The organism is Mycobacterium sp. URHB0044, from assembly GCF_000620625.1.
Lineage (GTDB): Bacteria > Actinomycetota > Actinomycetes > Mycobacteriales > Mycobacteriaceae > Mycobacterium.
In genome coordinates this window covers 40,633-58,415 of record NZ_JIAW01000033.1, presented here as the reverse complement: position 1 = coordinate 58,415, position 17,783 = coordinate 40,633, and the positions used below count along the sequence as shown (strand labels likewise).

15 protein-coding genes are annotated in these 17,783 nt (G+C 67.6%); 8 read left to right on the top strand and 7 right to left on the bottom strand.

Annotation, left to right across the window (positions count from 1 at the left end; translation table 11 throughout):
* Positions 1–40 precede the first annotated feature (40 nt).
* The 4 genes from N536_RS40475 to N536_RS0135535 all read right to left on the bottom strand — a co-directional run bounded on the left by N536_RS40475 (position 41) and on the right by N536_RS0135535 (position 6,186).
* A complete protein-coding gene (locus N536_RS40475; protein WP_029117133.1) occupies positions 41–1,240 on the bottom strand; it encodes an IS30 family transposase in 1,200 nt (399 codons plus the stop codon).
* A 413-nt stretch (positions 1,241–1,653) separates the two neighbouring features.
* Complete coding sequence (locus N536_RS0135545; protein WP_231514734.1) at positions 1,654–2,643, bottom strand: antibiotic biosynthesis monooxygenase; 990 nt, start codon at positions 2,641–2,643, stop codon at positions 1,654–1,656.
* A 1-nt stretch (position 2,644) separates the two neighbouring features.
* Positions 2,645–5,368 carry a molybdopterin-dependent oxidoreductase gene (locus tag N536_RS0135540; RefSeq protein ID WP_029117961.1) on the bottom strand — a complete coding sequence of 908 codons (2,724 nt, stop codon included), beginning with the start codon at positions 5,366–5,368 and terminating at the stop codon, positions 2,645–2,647.
* Positions 5,365–6,186: a xanthine dehydrogenase family protein subunit M gene (locus tag N536_RS0135535; RefSeq protein ID WP_029117960.1), complete on the bottom strand. Its 822-nt coding sequence runs from the start codon at positions 6,184–6,186 to the stop codon at positions 5,365–5,367. Before N536_RS0135535 ends, N536_RS0135540 begins: the two co-directional genes overlap by 4 nt.
* Positions 6,187–6,410: 224 nt before the next feature.
* Between N536_RS0135535 and N536_RS0135530 the strand changes: the two genes are divergently transcribed.
* Together N536_RS0135530 and N536_RS0135525 are read left to right on the top strand one after the other, a co-directional pair.
* The gene (locus N536_RS0135530; RefSeq protein ID WP_029117959.1) at positions 6,411–7,817 is read left to right on the top strand and encodes an amidohydrolase family protein; all 1,407 of its coding nucleotides are present in this window, start codon (positions 6,411–6,413) and stop codon (positions 7,815–7,817) included.
* Positions 7,818–7,825: 8 nt separating this feature from the next.
* Positions 7,826–8,788, top strand: a complete 963-nt coding sequence (locus N536_RS0135525) for an antibiotic biosynthesis monooxygenase (RefSeq protein WP_029117958.1) — start codon at positions 7,826–7,828, stop codon at positions 8,786–8,788.
* Positions 8,789–8,795: 7 nt separating this feature from the next.
* Here N536_RS0135525 and N536_RS0135520 read toward each other — a convergent pair whose 3' ends face one another.
* The gene (locus N536_RS0135520) at positions 8,796–9,200 is read right to left on the bottom strand and encodes a hypothetical protein (RefSeq protein WP_029117957.1); all 405 of its coding nucleotides are present in this window, start codon (positions 9,198–9,200) and stop codon (positions 8,796–8,798) included.
* A gap of 129 nt (positions 9,201–9,329) precedes the next feature.
* Here N536_RS0135520 and clpB point away from each other — a divergent pair, with 129 nt between their 5' ends.
* The 6 genes from clpB to N536_RS0135490 all read left to right on the top strand — a co-directional run bounded on the left by clpB (position 9,330) and on the right by N536_RS0135490 (position 16,327).
* Positions 9,330–11,876, top strand: a complete 2,547-nt coding sequence (gene clpB / locus N536_RS0135515) for an ATP-dependent chaperone ClpB (RefSeq protein ID WP_029117956.1) — start codon at positions 9,330–9,332, stop codon at positions 11,874–11,876.
* A gap of 148 nt (positions 11,877–12,024) precedes the next feature.
* Positions 12,025–12,828 carry a trehalose monomycolate transport factor TtfA gene (gene ttfA / locus N536_RS0135510; protein ID WP_029117955.1) on the top strand — a complete coding sequence of 268 codons (804 nt, stop codon included), beginning with the start codon at positions 12,025–12,027 and terminating at the stop codon, positions 12,826–12,828.
* A gap of 45 nt (positions 12,829–12,873) precedes the next feature.
* A complete protein-coding gene (locus N536_RS0135505) occupies positions 12,874–13,650 on the top strand; it encodes an SDR family oxidoreductase (RefSeq protein WP_029117954.1) in 777 nt (258 codons plus the stop codon).
* 12 nt (positions 13,651–13,662) lie between these two features.
* Positions 13,663–14,556, top strand: a complete 894-nt coding sequence (locus N536_RS0135500) for a hypothetical protein (protein ID WP_029117953.1) — start codon at positions 13,663–13,665, stop codon at positions 14,554–14,556.
* Positions 14,549–15,193, top strand: coding sequence for an RNA methyltransferase (locus N536_RS0135495; RefSeq protein ID WP_029117952.1), 645 nt, complete (start codon positions 14,549–14,551; stop codon positions 15,191–15,193). Before N536_RS0135500 ends, N536_RS0135495 begins: the two co-directional genes overlap by 8 nt.
* Before the next feature lie 15 nt (positions 15,194–15,208).
* Positions 15,209–16,327, top strand: a complete 1,119-nt coding sequence (locus tag N536_RS0135490) for a glycoside hydrolase family 76 protein (protein ID WP_029117951.1) — start codon at positions 15,209–15,211, stop codon at positions 16,325–16,327.
* Here the strand turns inward: N536_RS0135490 and N536_RS0135485 are convergent.
* Positions 16,324–16,974: a 3-oxoacid CoA-transferase subunit B gene (locus tag N536_RS0135485; RefSeq protein ID WP_029117950.1), complete on the bottom strand. Its 651-nt coding sequence runs from the start codon at positions 16,972–16,974 to the stop codon at positions 16,324–16,326. The two genes, N536_RS0135490 and N536_RS0135485, sit on opposite strands and share 4 nt — an antisense overlap.
* Positions 16,971–17,738: a CoA transferase subunit A gene (locus N536_RS0135480; RefSeq protein WP_029117949.1), complete on the bottom strand. Its 768-nt coding sequence runs from the start codon at positions 17,736–17,738 to the stop codon at positions 16,971–16,973. Before N536_RS0135480 ends, N536_RS0135485 begins: the two co-directional genes overlap by 4 nt.
* Positions 17,739–17,783: the final 45 nt, after the last annotated feature.

Here is a 17,783-nt window from a genome sequence, read left to right as displayed (position 1 = left end):
CTCAATGTCAAGCGGTTACGACAACATTCGGCATTCCTGGCTAAGCGGCTGGGGCGAGGAGGGCGGCGAGTCGGTCGGCGGGGGTGTCCAGGTCGAGAGTCGGTCGGGGCCGTGTGTTGAGTTTGTCTTGGATGCGTTTGAGGTCGGCTTTGGTGTGCACGCGCAGGTCGGTGCTCTTTTCGAACCAGAATCGAAGCAGTCGATTGGTGTTCTCGTTGGTACCTCGTTGCCAAGGTGAGTGGGGATCGCAGAAGTAGACCGGCGCCTGTAGCTGCAGGTTGATGTCACGCCAGTTGGCCATCTCACTTCCCCGGTCCCAGGTGATCGTGCGACGCAGATGGGCCGGCAACTCGCTCATCGCCTCGATCATCGCGGCGGCCACCGAGTCGGCGGTGTGGTCGGTGGGTAGGTGCAACAGGATGGTGAACCGGGTGCTGCGCTCGACCAGTGTGCCGATCGCACTGGTGCATCCGGTGCCCAGAATCAAATCGCCCTCCCAATGCCCTGGCACGGCGCGGTCGGCGGCCTCGGCGGGGCGGTCGCTGATGGTGAACACGTCATTGAACTTGCCGCGTCGCTCCGCCCGGCCCTGGGTCTTTCGCGCGGACCGCTTGGTCGACAGGCACTTGTGCAGATCGGCACGCAGCTGGCCACGGGTCTGCACGTAGAGGCACTTGTAGATGGTTTCGTGGCTCACCCGTGCCAGCTTGTCATCGGGGTGATCTCGAGCCAACACCTCGGCGATCAGCCCCGGGCTCCACCCGTCATCCATCCAGGATTCGATCTGGGCGCATAACACCGGATCGTTGAGCGTGAACTCCTTGGGGCGCTTGGCTTTCTGCGTGGCCCGGGCGTGGGCCATCCCGGCGTGGTAGTCCCCGTCGGGGTTGCGGTTTCGGTCGACTTCCCGCCAGATGACGGCCCGGTCACGGCCGATCTGACGGCCGATCTCGGCGTAGGAGAGTTTGGCGTCGAGCCCGCGCATGATCTCGATGCGTTCATCGAAGTTGAGCCGGTGGCCCCGCCCACCCGGCCCATTCAGGTCACCGGGCTCGAGCAGACCCGTCGCACTCTTGCTGTTTCGTCCAAGACGCATCGCTCCAGCGTCACGCCACCACAACCCCGCCGTGTTGTACGACACGCCCACACCCGCGGCTGCATCCCGAACCGACTCACCCCCGCACACCCGATCGAACAGCTCCCGACGGACAGAACGCGAAAACGGATAACCACACGGCACAGCAACCTCCAGCTACCAGGGATGTTGCACTGACCGTATGAATCTGCCGGGCTCAAATCTCGTCAAGCTCACAGTCGCGACGTCACCACATGGCTCACTCGCATTCGCGACGAGCGATGAGGGGGCTGCGCCCGGTGTGGAGGTCGGAAAGCGGCGGCTCCGCTCGGCGGGCGGTGGGGGACGGTAGGCGAATTGCCCACCTACGAGCGACTTTTCGGGTGACCTCGGCACCGCCATGCGGGGAAGTCGCTCAAAGGTGGGCAAACGGTACCCTGGCTGGGCGCGCCGGGGCCGGGGGTACGTGGGGCCGGGCGCCGGGGCCGGGGGTACGTGGGGCCCGGCGCCGGGGCCGGGGGTACGTGGGGCTGGGCGCCGGGGCCGGGGTGGGTGCCGACGTGCGGGACGACGGCCGGCTACGGCAGGTGCCAGAACACCTTCGTCACCAAGTAGATGGTGACCGTCCAGAAGGCCATGACCGCCACCACGATGCCGATGCCACGCCAGTTGGTCTTCCACTCGGGCACGTCCGGCGGCGGCCGGAGCCAGTGCTTGAGCAACGGGTTGACGTAGTAGGGCATCGAGAGGAAGCTCATGGCAAAGCTGGACAACAGGTTTCCAACGAGCATGCCGAGCCACAGCGGCATCTTCAGCGGTGACAGGACCAGGGTGAGGATCACGACGGTCGGGTAGAGACCCACCCACACCGCGATGGACGACTTGGTGTCCGACGGCGGTGCAGCCACGTTCCCCTTGTCGTCGAAGGCGAACCAGTTGCCGAACGAATTGTCCACCGTGCGCAATACGAAGTCGTGGAACTTCTTGCCATCCTCGAGCAGGACCTTCCGCTCCTCGGAGGTCAGCCACGTGTCGAGCGCGGCCGCGTTGTCATAGCGGTACATCGCCGTCCACTCGTCCTGTACGCCCTCGATGGGCCGGAACAGCTCGGAGCCGCGGTACCCGTCGAACTGGCTCTCGGCCAGTCGAAGTCGGTCCTGCCACGCCAGGAATTCGTCCACCTGATCCGGCTTGACGCGGTGCGTCACCACGACCGTGACCAGCTGATCGGTCGGCTTCGCGGCGCCGCCGACGACCTGTTGTGTGGCCGGGCCGTCGAGGTACTGGCTGCCGACAACGAGCCGGTCCTGCCGGGTGGCGCTGTTGATCCAGGCTTGGACGTTCGCGACCGAATCGAACCGGTACACCACCACCCAATCCGGTTGCACCGCCGTCGGCGCGCTGACTTCGGCGCCGAGGAAACCGGGGTAATGCGTTGCGGCGTCGTTCAATTCGTGTTGCCAGGTGACGAAGTCCTCGACGCATTCCGGTCGGACGCGCTGGCCGATGATCACCGTGGCGGCGTCGGTGGTGACGGGTTCGCCGTTGAGGGACACGTCCTTGGTCACGTCAGGTTGCCGGGATCAGTCGGCTGGCGGCGAGCCTGGCGTAGATGCGTTCGGGCGTCAGCGGCAGCTCGCGGAACCGCACCCCGGTGGCGTCTTCCAGAGCGTTCGCCAGCGCCGGCGCGACCGGATTGATGCAGCACTCCGCCATTCCCTTGGCGGCCATCGGGCCCACCGAATCCGTCGAGTCGACCAGCAGCAGCTCGGTGCGGGGCACGTCGGCATACGTGGGAATGCGGTAGTTGCGCAGGTTAGGGTTCGTCATGACGCCGTTCTCGTCGACGTGGAAGTTCTCCGTCAACGCGAAGCCGACGCCCATGGCCACGCCGCCGTCGACCTGACCACGCACCTGGGCGGGGTTGATCACCACCCCCGCGTCGGTGGCCTGCACGCTGTAGAGGATGCGAATCTCACCGGTCACCTGGTGCACCGCGATCCGGAAGCCCTGCGCGTTCGACGTGACGCTGCGCGGGGAGCCGTAGGCCTTGCGCGACTCCGTGAACCGGATTCCGCGCGCGCGTCCGGCCGCGAGGAGATCAGCGAGGGACAGGCGCGTGTCACCGCACACGATCCCGTCGTCGTCCATCGCGCAGTCGGCGACGTCGACGCCGACGTGGGCGGCGGCGAACCGCAGGATGCGGTCGCGCAGCGCCCTCGACGCATAGTTCACCGCGTTGCCCGCGACGAACATGCCGGCACTGGCGAAGGCACCGGTGTCGAAGCCCGTTCTGTCGGTGTCCGACTGCACCAGGTGTATCCGCGACGGTGTGGTCCCCAGGTTCGTCGCCGCGATCTGGACGTGGACGGTCGACGTTCCCTCGCCGAACTCGACCGTGCCGACGGCGATCTCGTACGTCCCGTCGTCGCGCAGCGTCGCCCACGCGTCCGAGATGTGATCGGTCGGCGGCGCGGTCTCGTGCAGGGAGCTTGCGGCGCCGACACCGATCAGCCAGTCGTCGCCGAGCGCTTCGCCGTTCGACGCCGCACTGCTGCGCAATGCCGCGTCGACGAGGTCGATGCATTCGGTCACACCGTCCTCGGTGAACGACACGTCGTCGGGGTGATCGCCGATGCCCAGCAGCGAGTCACCGGGCTTGACCACGTTGCGCCGTCGCAGCTTGAGCGGATCCATGCCCAGCTTGACCGCCAACTCGTGGATGGCCGACTCCACCGCGAACGCCGGCTGAGTCATGCCATAACCACGCAAGGCACCGCTGGGCACGGTGTTGGTGTACACCGACCAGCCGTCGAATTTCTTGTTCGCACAACGGTATAGCGCGATCGCCGCGCCGGCCGCGAACAGCGTCTCGCCGCCGTGATTGCCGTAGGCGCCGGTGTTGGAGACGTTGTGAAACGCGAACGCCGTCAGGGTTCCGTCGGCCTTGGCGCCGAGTCGGACCGTGCACTTCATCGGATGCCGCGGTGAGGCCGTGGTGAATTCCTCTTCGCGGGTGTACTCCCAGCTGACCGGGCGGCCGGTGTCGATGGTGGCCAGCGCGGCCAGGTCCTCGGAGATGAGTTCCTGCTTGCCACCGAAACCGCCGCCGACGCGCGTGCAGAACACCCGTAGCTGATCGGGACGCAGGTCGAACAGATGGGACAGCTTCACCTTGGCGATGGACGGTGACTGCGAACTGGTGCGCACGTTGAGGCGACCGTCGTCCATCCAGGCGATGGTCCCGTGCGTCTCGAGGTGCGCATGCTGCACCCGCGGCGAGAAGTAGGTGCCCTCGTGGATCACGTCCGCCTGGTCGAAACCGGCTTGGACGTCGCCGATTTCGGCGTGCAGCTCGAACAGCACGTTGTGGTGCTTGTCGTGTGCGAAGGGGTCTTCGTAGCTGTGCAGTTGCGGGGCGCCGTCGGCCATCGCCTCCTCGGGATCGAAGACCGCAGGCAGTACTTCGTACTCCACGACGACCTTGCCGCATCCCTCGTCGGCGGCGTGCACCGAGTCGGCGAGCACCGCCACCACCCGTTGGCCCGCGAAGCGCACGACGTTGTCCAGCACGTAGGTGTCGTCGGGGTCGACCAGGTGGTCGGTGTGGATCGCGGTGCTGAACCGCTTCCTCGGCACGTCCTCCCAGGTGTACACCCGGTGCACACCGGGGACGGCCAGCGCGGCGGACTTGTCGATCGAGACGATCCGGGCGTGGGCGTGCGGCGAGTGCAGCACCTTGAGGTGCAGCATGCCCTCCATCTCGGTGTCCATGGTGAACTCGACGGTGCCGGTCACGACACCCGTTGCCGCCGGTGCGCCGACACTGGTGCCGACGGCCTGCCCGGGCTTGGCCTCCTCGATCGACGCGACGCCGTTGATGGCGTCCTCGATGGCGCGGTAACCGGTGCAGCGGCACAGGTTTCCCTTCAGCGCGCGCGGCAGGTCCTTCTTCTGGTCCTCGGTGAACGTCGCCGAGGTCATGATCATGCCTGCCGTGCAGAAGCCGCACTGGAAGCCGGGCGCGTCGCGGAACTGCCGCTGCATCGGGTGCAGGTTCTCGGGTGTGCCGAGACCTTCGATGGTCGTGACCTCGTGGCCGTCGGCGCGGAACGCCGGAGTGATGCAGCTGTGCACGGGCTTGCCGTCCAACCACACCGTGCAGGCACCGCAATCGCCTGCGTCGCAACCCTTCTTGACCCCGTACCAGCCGAGTGACCGAAGATGGGTGCGCAGGCACTGGCCCGGCCGCGGCTCCTGATCGAATGTCTCACCGTTCACGGTGAAGGTCATGACGGGCTCCCCAGCTCGGCGCGGATCTCTTCGGCGTAGTACGCGGCCAGGTGGCGGCGGTGGTCTGGTGCGCCGTTCGGGTCGTCGAACCAGACGTCGTCGCCCAGTGCGTCGATGGCGTCCTGCAGCGTGCCTGCATCGGGAACGGTGTCGAACGCCAGCCGTATCGGGTGGGTGGTGCCCGCGGTGATCGTCAGCAGCAGGTCCCTCCCGCCGGGTTCCTGGGTGGCGATCATGAAGATGGTGGAGCGCCCCAGGTGCGTCAACGTGAACCGGCGGTGCGTGTATCGCTTGCGCAAGGCGCTGGCGGGGACGCGGATTCGACGCAACACCTCGCCGGGATGCAGCGCGTTCGCGTGGTTTCCGGTGACGAAGTCGACGGCGTCCAGCACGCGTTCCGATCCGTCCGGTGCCAGCAGGGTGTAGGCGGCTTCGAGCGCGACCGTCATCGTGATCATCGGGCCCGCGGGCAGCGCCATGCAGATGTTGCCGCCCACCGTGGCGGAGTTCCACACCTTGAACGACGCGAGGAACGCCTCACAACTCGTCCGCAGCAGCGGCGCGACCGGCCAGTCCGAAGTCGCCGCGAACTCGTACAGGTCGGCGATGGTGCACATGGCACCGATGTCGATGCCCTCCGCACCGGTGGCCAGGGAATTCCAGCCCAGCGGCATCAGGTCGATCAGTCGGCGCAGCTCGGGTTGGCGGTCGGAGAACAGCCACGTCCCTCCGGCGAGCCACGCGTCACCCGGCTGCCACTGCGCGCCGGGAGGGTCGCTCGGGTGGCGGACGACATCGGTGATCGTGGTGATGTCCATGTCGCTGGTCCTTCGGGTTGCGCCGCGATCCGGCGCAGCGGACCCGCGTCGACAGCCCGACTGTAGGGCACCGCCACGTTTGCCGGTGCCGATTCTCCCAACTGCCATGACACCGCGGTAAATTGTTTGCGTTGTCACCCATCGAACTTCCGCGTCGGTGAAATGATCTTGTGCTGCAGCCGATCTGACCTGGGTCGTCACGATCCCTGAACGAGGAGAATTCGATGGCCAGTCAGGTTCATCTCGGTCACGTCCACCACATCGCGGGCAGTCCGACGGTCACCGGCGCGGCGGGGGCACTGGTCTCGATTCCCGACGGCGCGGTGGTGGTCGACGACGCGGGCGTCATCACCTACTGCGGTGAGCGGGAGGCGCTTCCGGCAGGTGCCGAGTCGGCGACCGTCGTCGACCATCGGCCCGGTTTCCTGTTGCCGGGTTTCGTCGACACCCACGTCCACTTTCCGCAGACCTACGCGGGCGACTCCTACGGTGGCGGGCAGCTTCTCGAGTGGCTGAACCTGTGCATCTTCCCGTCCGAATCGCGTTTCGCCGATCCCGAATTCGCGCAGCGGGCTGCCGTCGAGTTCTGTGGTCGCCGCATCGCCGCGGGCACCACCGCCGCCATGGTCTTCGGTTCGGCCTTTCCCGACGCCCAGGACGCGTTGTTCACCGAAACGCAGCGCCGGGGTCTGCGGTTGGTCAGCGGCCGCGGGATCCAGACCGTCGGTGGTGAGACCGCGCAGCCGCTGCTGACGTCGGAGGACGACGCCATCCGACTGACCCGCGAGGAAATCGACAAGTGGCACGGCGCCGACACCGGAAACCCCGACACCGCACTGCTGCACGTGGCGATCGTGCCCCGGTTCTCGCTGTCGGTCACGCCGGAGACGCTGAAAAACCTTGGCGAACTCTATGATTCGGTGCAGAGCCGCGGGGTTTTCGTACACAGCCACCTCAACGAGAACAACCGCCCCGGCACCGGCGAGGTCGACTCGACCAAGCAGGCGTACCAGGTGAATTCCTACCTCGACACCTACGACGGCAAGTTCCTGCCCGGTTCCCGGGTCGGTGGCAAGAGCCTGCTGGGCAGGCGCACCATCCTGGCGCACGGCGTGCACTGCCAGGACGTCGAATTGGCGCGAATGGCGGAGACGGGCACGTCCATCGCGCACTGTCCCATCTCCCAGCTGTTCCTCGGTTCGGGCACGATGCCGTGGAAGCGGACGGTGGCCTCGGGTGTGAACGTCGCCGCGGGAACGGATTTCGGCGGCGGCGACGAGTGGCTGATCCCGCGCGTGCTCGGCGATGCGTTCAAGGTGCACATCAGCGAACCGGGCGACGACGGCGTGAGCATGCACCCGGCCGAGATGTTGTTCCTCGGCACCCTGGCCGGCGCGCGTGCACTGGACATGGAGAACAGGTTCGGCAACTTCGACGTCGGCAAGGAGGCCGACTTCGTCGTCGTCGACCCGTCGGCCACCCCGGCGCTGCACGCCACGCTCACCCACGCGGTCCGCGCGGCCGACCCCAAGCTGGCGACGGAGCAGGGCCTGTTCGCGCTGTTGATGGGAATCCGAGAATCGTCGATCGCCCGGGTGTACGTCCAGGGCCGCAACGTCACGGGAAGCTGAGGCACGTCATGGCGTCGACCACTGTCGCCACAACCACAGCCGTCACGGTCTTCCATCCGGCGCGGGACGCGGCGGGCTTCGATGCGTGGTTGGCCGAGTTGCGGGCGTCCGCGCGCGCTGACGGTGCGGTGGCCACCAGCGTGTCGGTCCACGACGAACCCGACCTCGACTGGGGCTTCGCCGCCACCTTCTCCTCCGAGCAGCGTCTGCACGACTGGCTCGACAGCCCCGGTCGCCGGTCGGTGCTCCAGGCGGGACAAGATCGTGGATTCTATTCCTGCTCAGGCGATTTGGTGCTCGCCGACGGCAGCGAAGCGCCTCCGGGCACGAGTGCATTCCGGCACGACGTGGCTGTTGGCAAGGAGTCCGACTTCAGGGCCGTCCAGGCTCGACTGGTCGCGGCGAGCTCTCGGTTCCCCGGCTACGAGGGCACCGTTCTGCTGCCTGCCGAATCCGGCGGCGAATGGCTGTCGGTCCTTAGGTTCAGGACGGCCGCCCAGCTGTCGGCGTGGTTGGGGTCGAAGGAGCGGGACGAGGCGCTACCGGGTTTGCGGTCGAGCCTGACCAAGGGCTTCTCGGCCGTGTCGAGCACCACCCCGTTCGGCACGACCGTGCGGGTGCAGGACGGCCGGACGTTGATGACGCCGAACTGGAAGTCGGCGATGGTGGTGCTGCTGGTGCTCTATCCGACGGTGATGATCCTGTCGCGCTTCGTCGGGCCGGTTCTGGACGGCTGGGGCGCCCAACCGTGGTTGGCGTTGTGGCTCAGCCAGGTGGTCAGTGTCTCGCTGTTGCAGTGGTGGCTGATGCCGCAGGTGTCGCGATGGTTCGGGCGCTGGCTGGATCCGGTCGACGGCGCGGGACTGCGGACCAGTGCGGTGGGTGCGGCCGTGGTCGTGGCGCTCTACGTCGTGACCTTGACGGCGTTCGCGACGGTGACATGGCTGCAGTACTGGGACTTCGCCGACTGAGCGGCACTCAGTATTCACACCACTTCCAGTCGCCGTCCTCGCGGGCGAACTCGATGTCGTCGGGGTCTTCACCGTCATTCAGGATCGTGGCGGTCGCCCCGTCGCCGTCGATGACGAGATCGGCGATCGTGAGGGTCAACGTGCCAGCCATCTCCCGCATCTCCTTCATCTCGCTCGGACCGAACTCGGCATCGTTGCGCATGTCCTCGCACAGGATCTCGGACATCGCGTCGAAGTCCGCGTCGTTCCATGACTGCTCGAAGCGGTCGACGACGTCGCGCACCTGATCCTCGTCGGAGAATCCCAGCGCGCCCGCCGGCGCCATTGCCACCCCAGGGGTTTCCCGGGAGCACCCGACGACCATCGCCGCGAGCACCGCTATGAGCAGGACGATCTTGTAATTGACGCGCACCGCAACAGTGTGGCCGAAACCACGTCCCTACCGATCCCAAATTGGCTAGAGTTGAGCGGAACAGACTCAACCTTGACGACGTTGTTCATCACGACGAGCATTTTTCCCAAGAAAGAGAACGGAGGCGTCGTGGACTCGTTCAACCCGACCACGAAGACCCAGGCGGCACTGACGTCGGCATTGCAGGCGGCCACGGCCGCAGGCAACCCGGAGATCCGTCCTGCCCACTTACTGATGGCGCTGCTGACGCAGAACGACGGCATCGCCGTCCCGCTACTCGAGGCGGTCGGCGTCGATCCCGCGACGGTTCGGGCCGAGGCCCAGGGCCTCGTCGACCGACTGCCGTCGGCGACCGGCGCCAACTCGACACCACAACTATCCCGTGAGTCGCTCGCGGCGATCACCGCGGCCCAGCACCTCGCCACGGAGATGGACGACGAATACGTCTCCACCGAGCACCTGATGGTCGGCCTGGCCACCGGCAGCTCCGACGTCGCCAAGCTGCTGACCGGCCACGGCGCCTCACCACAGGCGCTGCGCGAGGCGTTCACCAAGGTCCGCGGCAGCGCCCGCGTGACGAGCCCCGATCCCGAGGGCACCTATCAAGCGTTGGAGAAGTACTCCACCGACCTGACCGCCGCCGCGCGTGAAGGCAAGCTCGACCCGGTCATCGGTCGTGACAACGAGATTCGTCGCGTCGTACAGGTGCTGAGCCGGCGCACCAAGAACAACCCGGTGCTGATCGGCGAGCCCGGCGTCGGCAAGACCGCGATCGTCGAGGGCCTGGCCCAGCGCATCATCGCCGGCGACGTCCCCGAGAGCCTGCGCGACAAGACCGTCGTCTCTCTCGACCTCGGCTCGATGGTGGCAGGCGCGAAGTACCGCGGCGAGTTCGAGGAACGGCTCAAGGCCGTCCTCGACGACATCAAGAACTCCGCCGGTCAGGTCATCACGTTCATCGACGAACTGCACACCATCGTGGGTGCCGGCGCGACCGGCGAGTCCGCGATGGACGCGGGCAACATGATCAAGCCGATGCTGGCCCGTGGCGAGCTGCGGATGGTCGGCGCCACCACGCTCGACGAGTACCGCAAGTACATCGAGAAGGACGCGGCCCTGGAGCGCCGGTTCCAGCAGGTGCTGGTGGGGGAGCCGTCGGTGGAGGACACCGTCGGCATCCTGCGCGGTCTGAAGGACCGCTACGAGGTGCACCACGGCGTGCGCATCACCGACTCCGCACTGGTCGCGGCGGCCACGCTGTCCGACCGCTACATCGCCGCACGCTTCCTGCCGGACAAGGCCATCGACCTCGTCGACGAGTCGGCGTCGCGGCTGCGGATGGAGATCGACTCCCGGCCCGTCGAAATCGACGAGGTCGAACGCCTCGTGCGTCGCCTCGAAATCGAGGAGATGGCACTGGCCAAGGAAGAGGACGCCGCGTCGAAGGACCGGTTGGAGAAGCTGCGCGCCGAACTGGCCGACAAGAAGGAGCAGCTGGCCGAGCTGACCACCCGGTGGCAGAACGAGAAGAACGTCATCGACGTCGTCCGCGACCTCAAGGAACAGCTGGACACGATGCGCGGTGAGGCCGACAGGGCCGAACGCGACGGCGACCTGGCCAAGGCCGCCGAGCTGCGCTACGGGCGCATCCCCGAGGTGGAGAAGAAGCTCGACGCGGCGCTGCCCGTGGCCGAAGCCCGCGAGAACGTCATGCTCAAGGAGGAGGTCGGCCCCGACGACATCGCCGAGGTGGTGTCGGCGTGGACCGGTATCCCCGCCGGGCGGATGCTCGAGGGCGAGACCGCGAAGCTGCTGCGCATGGAGACCGAACTGGGCAAGCGCGTCGTCGGCCAGAAGCGGGCCGTGCAGGCGGTGTCGGATGCGGTCCGCCGCACCCGCGCCGGTGTCGCCGACCCGAACCGGCCGACCGGGTCGTTCATGTTCCTCGGGCCCACCGGCGTCGGCAAGACCGAGCTGGCCAAGGCGCTGGCGGAATTCCTGTTCGACGACGAGCGCGCGATGGTCCGCATCGACATGAGCGAGTACGGCGAGAAGCACTCCGTGGCCCGCCTCGTCGGTGCCCCTCCCGGTTACATCGGTTACGACCAGGGCGGTCAGCTGACCGAAGCGGTGCGGCGTCGTCCGTACACCGTGGTGCTGTTCGACGAGATCGAGAAGGCCCACCCGGACGTGTTCGACGTACTGCTGCAGGTGCTCGACGAGGGTCGGCTGACCGACGGTCAGGGCCGCACGGTCGACTTCCGCAACACCATCCTCATCCTGACGTCGAACCTCGGCGCCGGGGGCTCGGAGGAGATGGTGATGGCGGCGGTGCGCTCGGCGTTCAAGCCGGAGTTCATCAACCGGCTCGACGACGTGATCATCTTCGACGGGCTCAATCCCGAGGAGCTGGTGTCGATCGTCGACATCCAGCTGGCCCAGCTGCAGAAGCGGCTGAGTCAGCGTCGGCTGCAGCTCGAGGTGTCGCTGCCCGCGAAGCGCTGGCTCGCCCAGCGCGGCTTCGACCCCGTGTACGGCGCGCGGCCGCTGCGCAGGCTGATCCAGCAGGCCATCGGCGACCAGCTCGCCAAGCTGCTGCTGGCCGGTGACGTGCACGACGGCGACGTGGTGCCCGTCAACGTCGCCCCGGACGGCGAAGGCCTGGTCCTGGGCTGACACAACCCGCGTCGACACTGCTGCCAGATCGCGAATCCTCGCCGAAACGCGATCTGGCAGCAGTCTCGCCGGGCCATGTCGCTTGGTGATGAGGTTGTGATCCATTCGAGTTCGAGCGAAAGCGGTACCAGCCAGTAGGCTGGGGGCAATGGTCCCGCTCTGGTTCACGCTGTCCGCACTCTGTTTCACAGGTGCGGCGGTGTTGTTGTACGTCGACATCGACAAGCGCCGTGGCCTGGGCCGTCGGCGCAAGTCGTGGGCCAAGTCGCACGGCTTCGACTACGAACACGAATCGGCCGACATCGTAAAGCGCTGGAAGCGCGGCGTGATGTCCACGGTCGGCGACGTGACCGCCAAGAACGTGGTGCTCGGCCAGATCCGCGGTGAAGCGGTGTTCATCTTCGACCTCGAGGACGTGGCGACGGTCATCGCGCTGCACCGCAAGGTCGGCACCAACGTCGTCGTCGACGTGCGCCTCAAGGACATCAAGGAACCACGCGAGAGCGACATCTGGCTGCTGGGCGCCATCGGCCCGCGGATGGTCTACTCGACCAATCTCGACGCCGCCCGCCGCGCCTGCGACCGGCGCATGGTGACGTTCGCGCACGCGGCGCCCGACTGCGCCGAGATCATGTGGAACGAGCAGAACTGGACGCTGGTCAGCATGCCGGTGACCAGCACCAGGGCGCAGTGGGACGAGGGTCTGCTCACCGTCCGTCAGTTCAACGATCTGCTGCGTGTCCTGCCGCCTACTCCGCAGACCGGCCCGAGTGGCAGCGCAGGCCCGGCCGTGGCCCGGCGCGGCGGATCTCCTGGCCGTCCGGTCGCCCCACCCCGTGAGCTGCCCGCCGGTCGGACCGACCAGCCCGCCGGCCGCGCCGACGTCGGCCGCTACACGCAGCCGCGCCCGCCAGCGCGCAACGGCCGTCAGTCCCCGCACTATCAGCGCTAGCTGACGCCTCGCCTGCGCCCGATGGGCGCCAAGTAACCTGTCGGCATGTCCCGCCCCGTCGCAATGATCACCGGACCGACGTCGGGTCTCGGGACGGGATTCGCCCGCCGCTATGCCATCGACGGTCACGACCTGGTGTTGGTGGCCCGTGACGTCGACCGGCTGCAGAGCCTTGCCGCCGAGCTGCACGACGAAGCCGGCGCCGAGGTCGAGGTGCTGCCCGCCGACCTGGCCGTCGCCGCCGATCGCGAGAGGGTGGCGGAGCGCCTGACCAAGGGCGTGCGAATCCTGGTCAACAACGCGGGATTCGGCACCTCAGGCGAGTTCTGGACCGCCGACTTCGCCTCACTGCAATCCCAGCTCGACGTCAACGTGACCGCGGTGATGCAGCTGACGCACGCCGCTCTGCCGCCCATGTTGGCGGCAGGCGCGGGCACCGTCATCAACGTCGCCAGCGTCGCGGGGCTGCTTCCCGGCCGCGGCTCGACCTACTCGGCGTCGAAGGCCTGGGTGGTCGCGTTCTCCGAGGGTCTGGCCAACGGGCTCGGCGGCACCGGTGTCGGCGTGCACGCGCTGTGCCCCGGCTTCGTGCGCACCGAATTCCACGAGCGGGCGGGCATCGACATGGCGGGCACGCCGTCGTTCCTGTGGCTCGAGGTGGCCGACGTGGTCCGCGACTGCCTAGCCGACGTGGCGAAGGGTCACGTCGTCATCGTGCCCGGGCTGCAATACAAGGTGCTGACCACCGGTGGCCGCATGGTGCCGCGAAACCTGGTGCGCGCCATGACGAAGGTCGTTGGCCGCGGCCGTGGACGGACATAGACCAGCGTGTCGGTGCGCGCAGTAGTCGCGGGGCTGCTCGCGGCGACCCTGCTTGCGGCCTGTTCCAGCAGCACCGACGACGGCGGTCCGTACGGCACGCAGGCCGCGAAGATCGGTGAATCCCTTGCGACGCTGGGCTGGAACATGTCGGTGTCCAATCTGCGGTTCGACGGCGACTATGTCCTGGTCGACGTCGACGCCGCCGCGTCGACGCCCGGCGGGCCGCACGCCAAGCCGGAGTCGCTGCGGTTCGGTCTGTACGGTGCGCTCGCCCATCCGATCGAGTCCAACGCGGTGGGCGGCTGCTCGGGGGTGACCAGTCTGAACCTTCAGCCCGCGTCCGCGCCGAACCCCGAGAAGCTCACCGGCACAGTGTGTTTGGGCCCGCTGCGGGATCAGACCCAGGTGCGGGGCGTATATGCCTACTCGCCGCAGGACCGGATGCCGGGCACGACGGTGGCCTATCCGGCCGCCTTCCCCGTCGGCCTGCTGCCCACCAACGAGAACGACACCGGCATGGTGCTGCAGACCACCAGCGTCGACGCCTTCCACGGTGACGGCGCCCAACTCGATCCGACTGCGCTCGGCGACCAGGCCGCCTTCACCGGTTCCGGCTACATGCTGCTGGGTCTCCAGATCGACGGCGCCGCAGCGCGATACCGCGAGGACTCGGCACGCCGCGGTGGCCCGTTGATGGTCGTGGTGGCGCCGACGCTGCCGGGTGCGGGGCTGTCCTACTCGTGCTCGGTGTACGGGGCGTCGATGCTGGTGCTGCCGGACTCGTCGCTGGAGGCGGTGTCGGTGCGGGCGTCGCTGTGCACCCAGGGCGAGATCAACGCGGCGCTGCTCTATGCCACGGTCTCGGTGATCGGAACGCACGCGGCGCTGTGGACCAAGGGTGAGTGAGATACCAGGCCCCACCGAATGGGGTGAGGCGCCCGGCGTCGGCCCATGGGAGGGGCCGCTGCCGGACGACCCCCGATACGACAGGGATCTGTTGCGTGACGGGGACACCCGCAACGTCGTCGACGCGTATCGGTACTGGACGCGGGAGGCCATCGTGGCCGACATCGACACGCGCCGCCACGCGCTGCACGTGGCGATCGAGAACTTCGGCAACGACGCCAACATCGGCAGCGTGGTTCGGACGGCCAACGCGTTCGCCGTCGATACCGTGCACATCGTCGGTCGTCGCCGCTGGAACCGGCGCGGCGCCATGGTGACCGACCGCTACCAGCGACTGCGCCACCACGACACCACCGCCGAGTTGCTGGCGTTCGCCACCGACGCGGGCCTTGAGGTGATCGCCGTCGACAACGTCCCCGGCGCGGTCCGCATCGAACGCGTCGCCCTGCCGCGCGACTTACTGCTGATCTTCGGTCAGGAGGGGCCCGGCATCACCGACGACGCCAGGGCGGGCGCCGCACGGACCGTGTCGATCGCGCAGTTCGGCTCCACGCGCAGCATGAACGCCGCCGTCGCCGCGGGCATCGCGATGCACACCTGGATCGAGCAACACGGCGACCTCGACGCGGCCTGGTAGGGCAGGATCAACAGGATGGACCAGCTATGGGGCAACCGCGCGGCCAGCGCCGAGGCCGCCGTCGTCAAGCGGCACCTGCGGCGGTTGTGGCAGTTTCCGGGGACCCAGCTCGGCGTCGTCGCGTGGCCGGCCACGCGCAAGCAGCTCCTGTTCGGCACCTGGCACTACTGGTGGCAGGCCCATCTGCTGGATTGTCTGGTCGACGCCCAGGTGCGCGACCCGCAGCCCGACCGCAAGCAGCGCATCGAGCGGCAGGTCCGCTCACACCGGTTGCGCAACAACATGTCCTGGGTCAACGACTACTACGACGACATGGCGTGGCTGGCTCTTGCGCTGGAGCGCGCGGCCCGGCTCGTCGGCGTGGAACGGCCGAAGGCGCTGCACAAGCTGGCCGACCAGTTCCTCAACGCGTGGGTGCCCGAGGACGGCGGCGGCATCCCGTGGCGCAAGCAGGACCAGTTCTTCAACGCCCCGGCCAACGGTCCTGCGGGCATCTTTCTGGCCCGCTACGAGGAGCGGCTCCGCCGCGCCCAGCAGATGGCCGACTGGATCGACGAGAACCTGATCGACCCCGAGACCCATCTGGTGTTCGACGGAATCAAGGCCGGTTCGCTGGTTCGCGCGCAGTACACCTATTGCCAGGGCGTCGTGCTCGGCCTCGAGGTCGAGTTGGCCGCCAGGACCGAGGACCCCGACCATGCGCTACGCGTGCATCGCCTGGTAGACGCAGTCCGGGACAACATGGCCCCCGACGGCGTCATCCAGGGCGCAGGCGGTGGTGACGGCGGACTGTTCAACGGCATCCTCGCGCGCTACCTTGCGCTGGTCGCCACGACGCTGCCGGAGAACACGCCGCAAGACACCTCCGCCCGCGCCACCGCCAAGGAGCTGGTGCTGAAGTCCGCGCAGTCGGCGTGGGACTACCGGCAGAACGTCGACGGACTGCCGCTGTTCGGGGCGTTCTGGGATCGCAACGCCGAACTGCCGAAGGCCGGCGGCAACGACGCCCAGTTCGTCGAGGGCGCCGTGAACGCCTCCGCGATCCCCGAGCGGGATCTGTCGGTACAGCTGTCCGGATGGATGCTCATGGAGGCAGCCCACACGCTCAGCGACGAGGACGACGAACCCAGTTAGGCCAGCTCGATCACCAGGTCGACGCCGGTCGCGGCGACGATGTCCTCCTCGGTGACGCCGGGGGCGAGTTCACGCAGCACCAGGGTTCCGTCGCCCGGTACGTCGATGACGCCCAGGTTGGTGATGATGCGATCGACGACGCCCTGGCCGGTGAGCGGCAGGGTGCAGGTCTGGACGATCTTCGGGTTGCCCGCGCGATCGGTGTGCTCCATCACGACGATGACGCGGGCCGCACCGTGCACCAGGTCCATGGCACCGCCCATGCCCTTGACCATCTTTCCCGGCACCATCCAATTGGCCAGGTCGCCGTTCTTGGAGACCTCCATCCCGCCCAGCACGGCGGTGTCGATGTGCCCACCGCGGATCATGCCGAATGACAGCGCCGAATCGAAGTACGCCGCACCAGGATTGACGGTCACCGTCTCCTTGCCCGCATTGATCAGGTCGGGGTCGACGTCGTCCTCGTCTGGATACGGACCCGTCCCGAGGATGCCGTTCTCGGAGTGCAGGGTGACGTGCACGTCGCCGGTGAGGTAACCCGGGATGAGTGTCGGGAGCCCGATGCCGAGGTTGACGTACTCGCCGTCGATCATCTCCGCGGCCGCACGCGCGGCCATCTCGTTGCGGTTCCAGCCTGGGCTGCTCACTGGGCCGTTCCCTTCGATTCGCTGACGGTACGTTTCTCGATCTTCTTGTCCTGCGGACCGGTGTGCACGATGCGTTGGACGAAGACGCCCGCGAGATGCACTGCGGCCGGGTCGATTTCGCCGGGCTCGACCAACTCCTCGACCTGCGCGATGGTGATGCGGCCGGCCATGGCGGCGAGGGGGTTGAAGTTCATCGCCGTCTTGTTGAAGACGAGATTGCCGCTGGTGTCACCGAGTTTGGCGTGCACCAGCGCGAAGTCGGCGTTGATCGACTCCTCCAGCACGTAGCGCTTGCCCTTGAACACCCGGATCTCCTTGGGCGGTGACGCGACGGCGATCGAACCGTCGGGTGCGTACCGCCACGGCAGACCGCCGTCGGACACCGGGCTGCCGACGCCGGCGGGGGTGAAGAACGCGGGGATGCCGGCACCGCCCGCGCGCATGCGTTCGGCGAGGGTGCCCTGCGGCGTGAGTTCGACCTCGAGTTCACCGGCGAGGTACTGGCGCGCGAATTCCTTGTTCTCGCCGACGTAGGACGCCGTGACTCGACGCACGCGGCCGAGCCCCAGCAGCACGCCGAGCCCGACGCCGTCGACGCCGCAATTGTTCGAGAACACCTCGAGATCGGTCGCCGACGTTTGCGCGATGGCCTCGATCAACTGGTCCGGGATGCCGCACAGGCCGAAGCCGCCGACGGCCAGCGTGGCGCCGTCACCGATGTCGGCGACGGCGTCGGCCGCCGATTGAAAGACCTTCGAGGACATGGCTCTCCTTCGTCCGGGACGTTCATTCTGCAAACGCCGGGATTT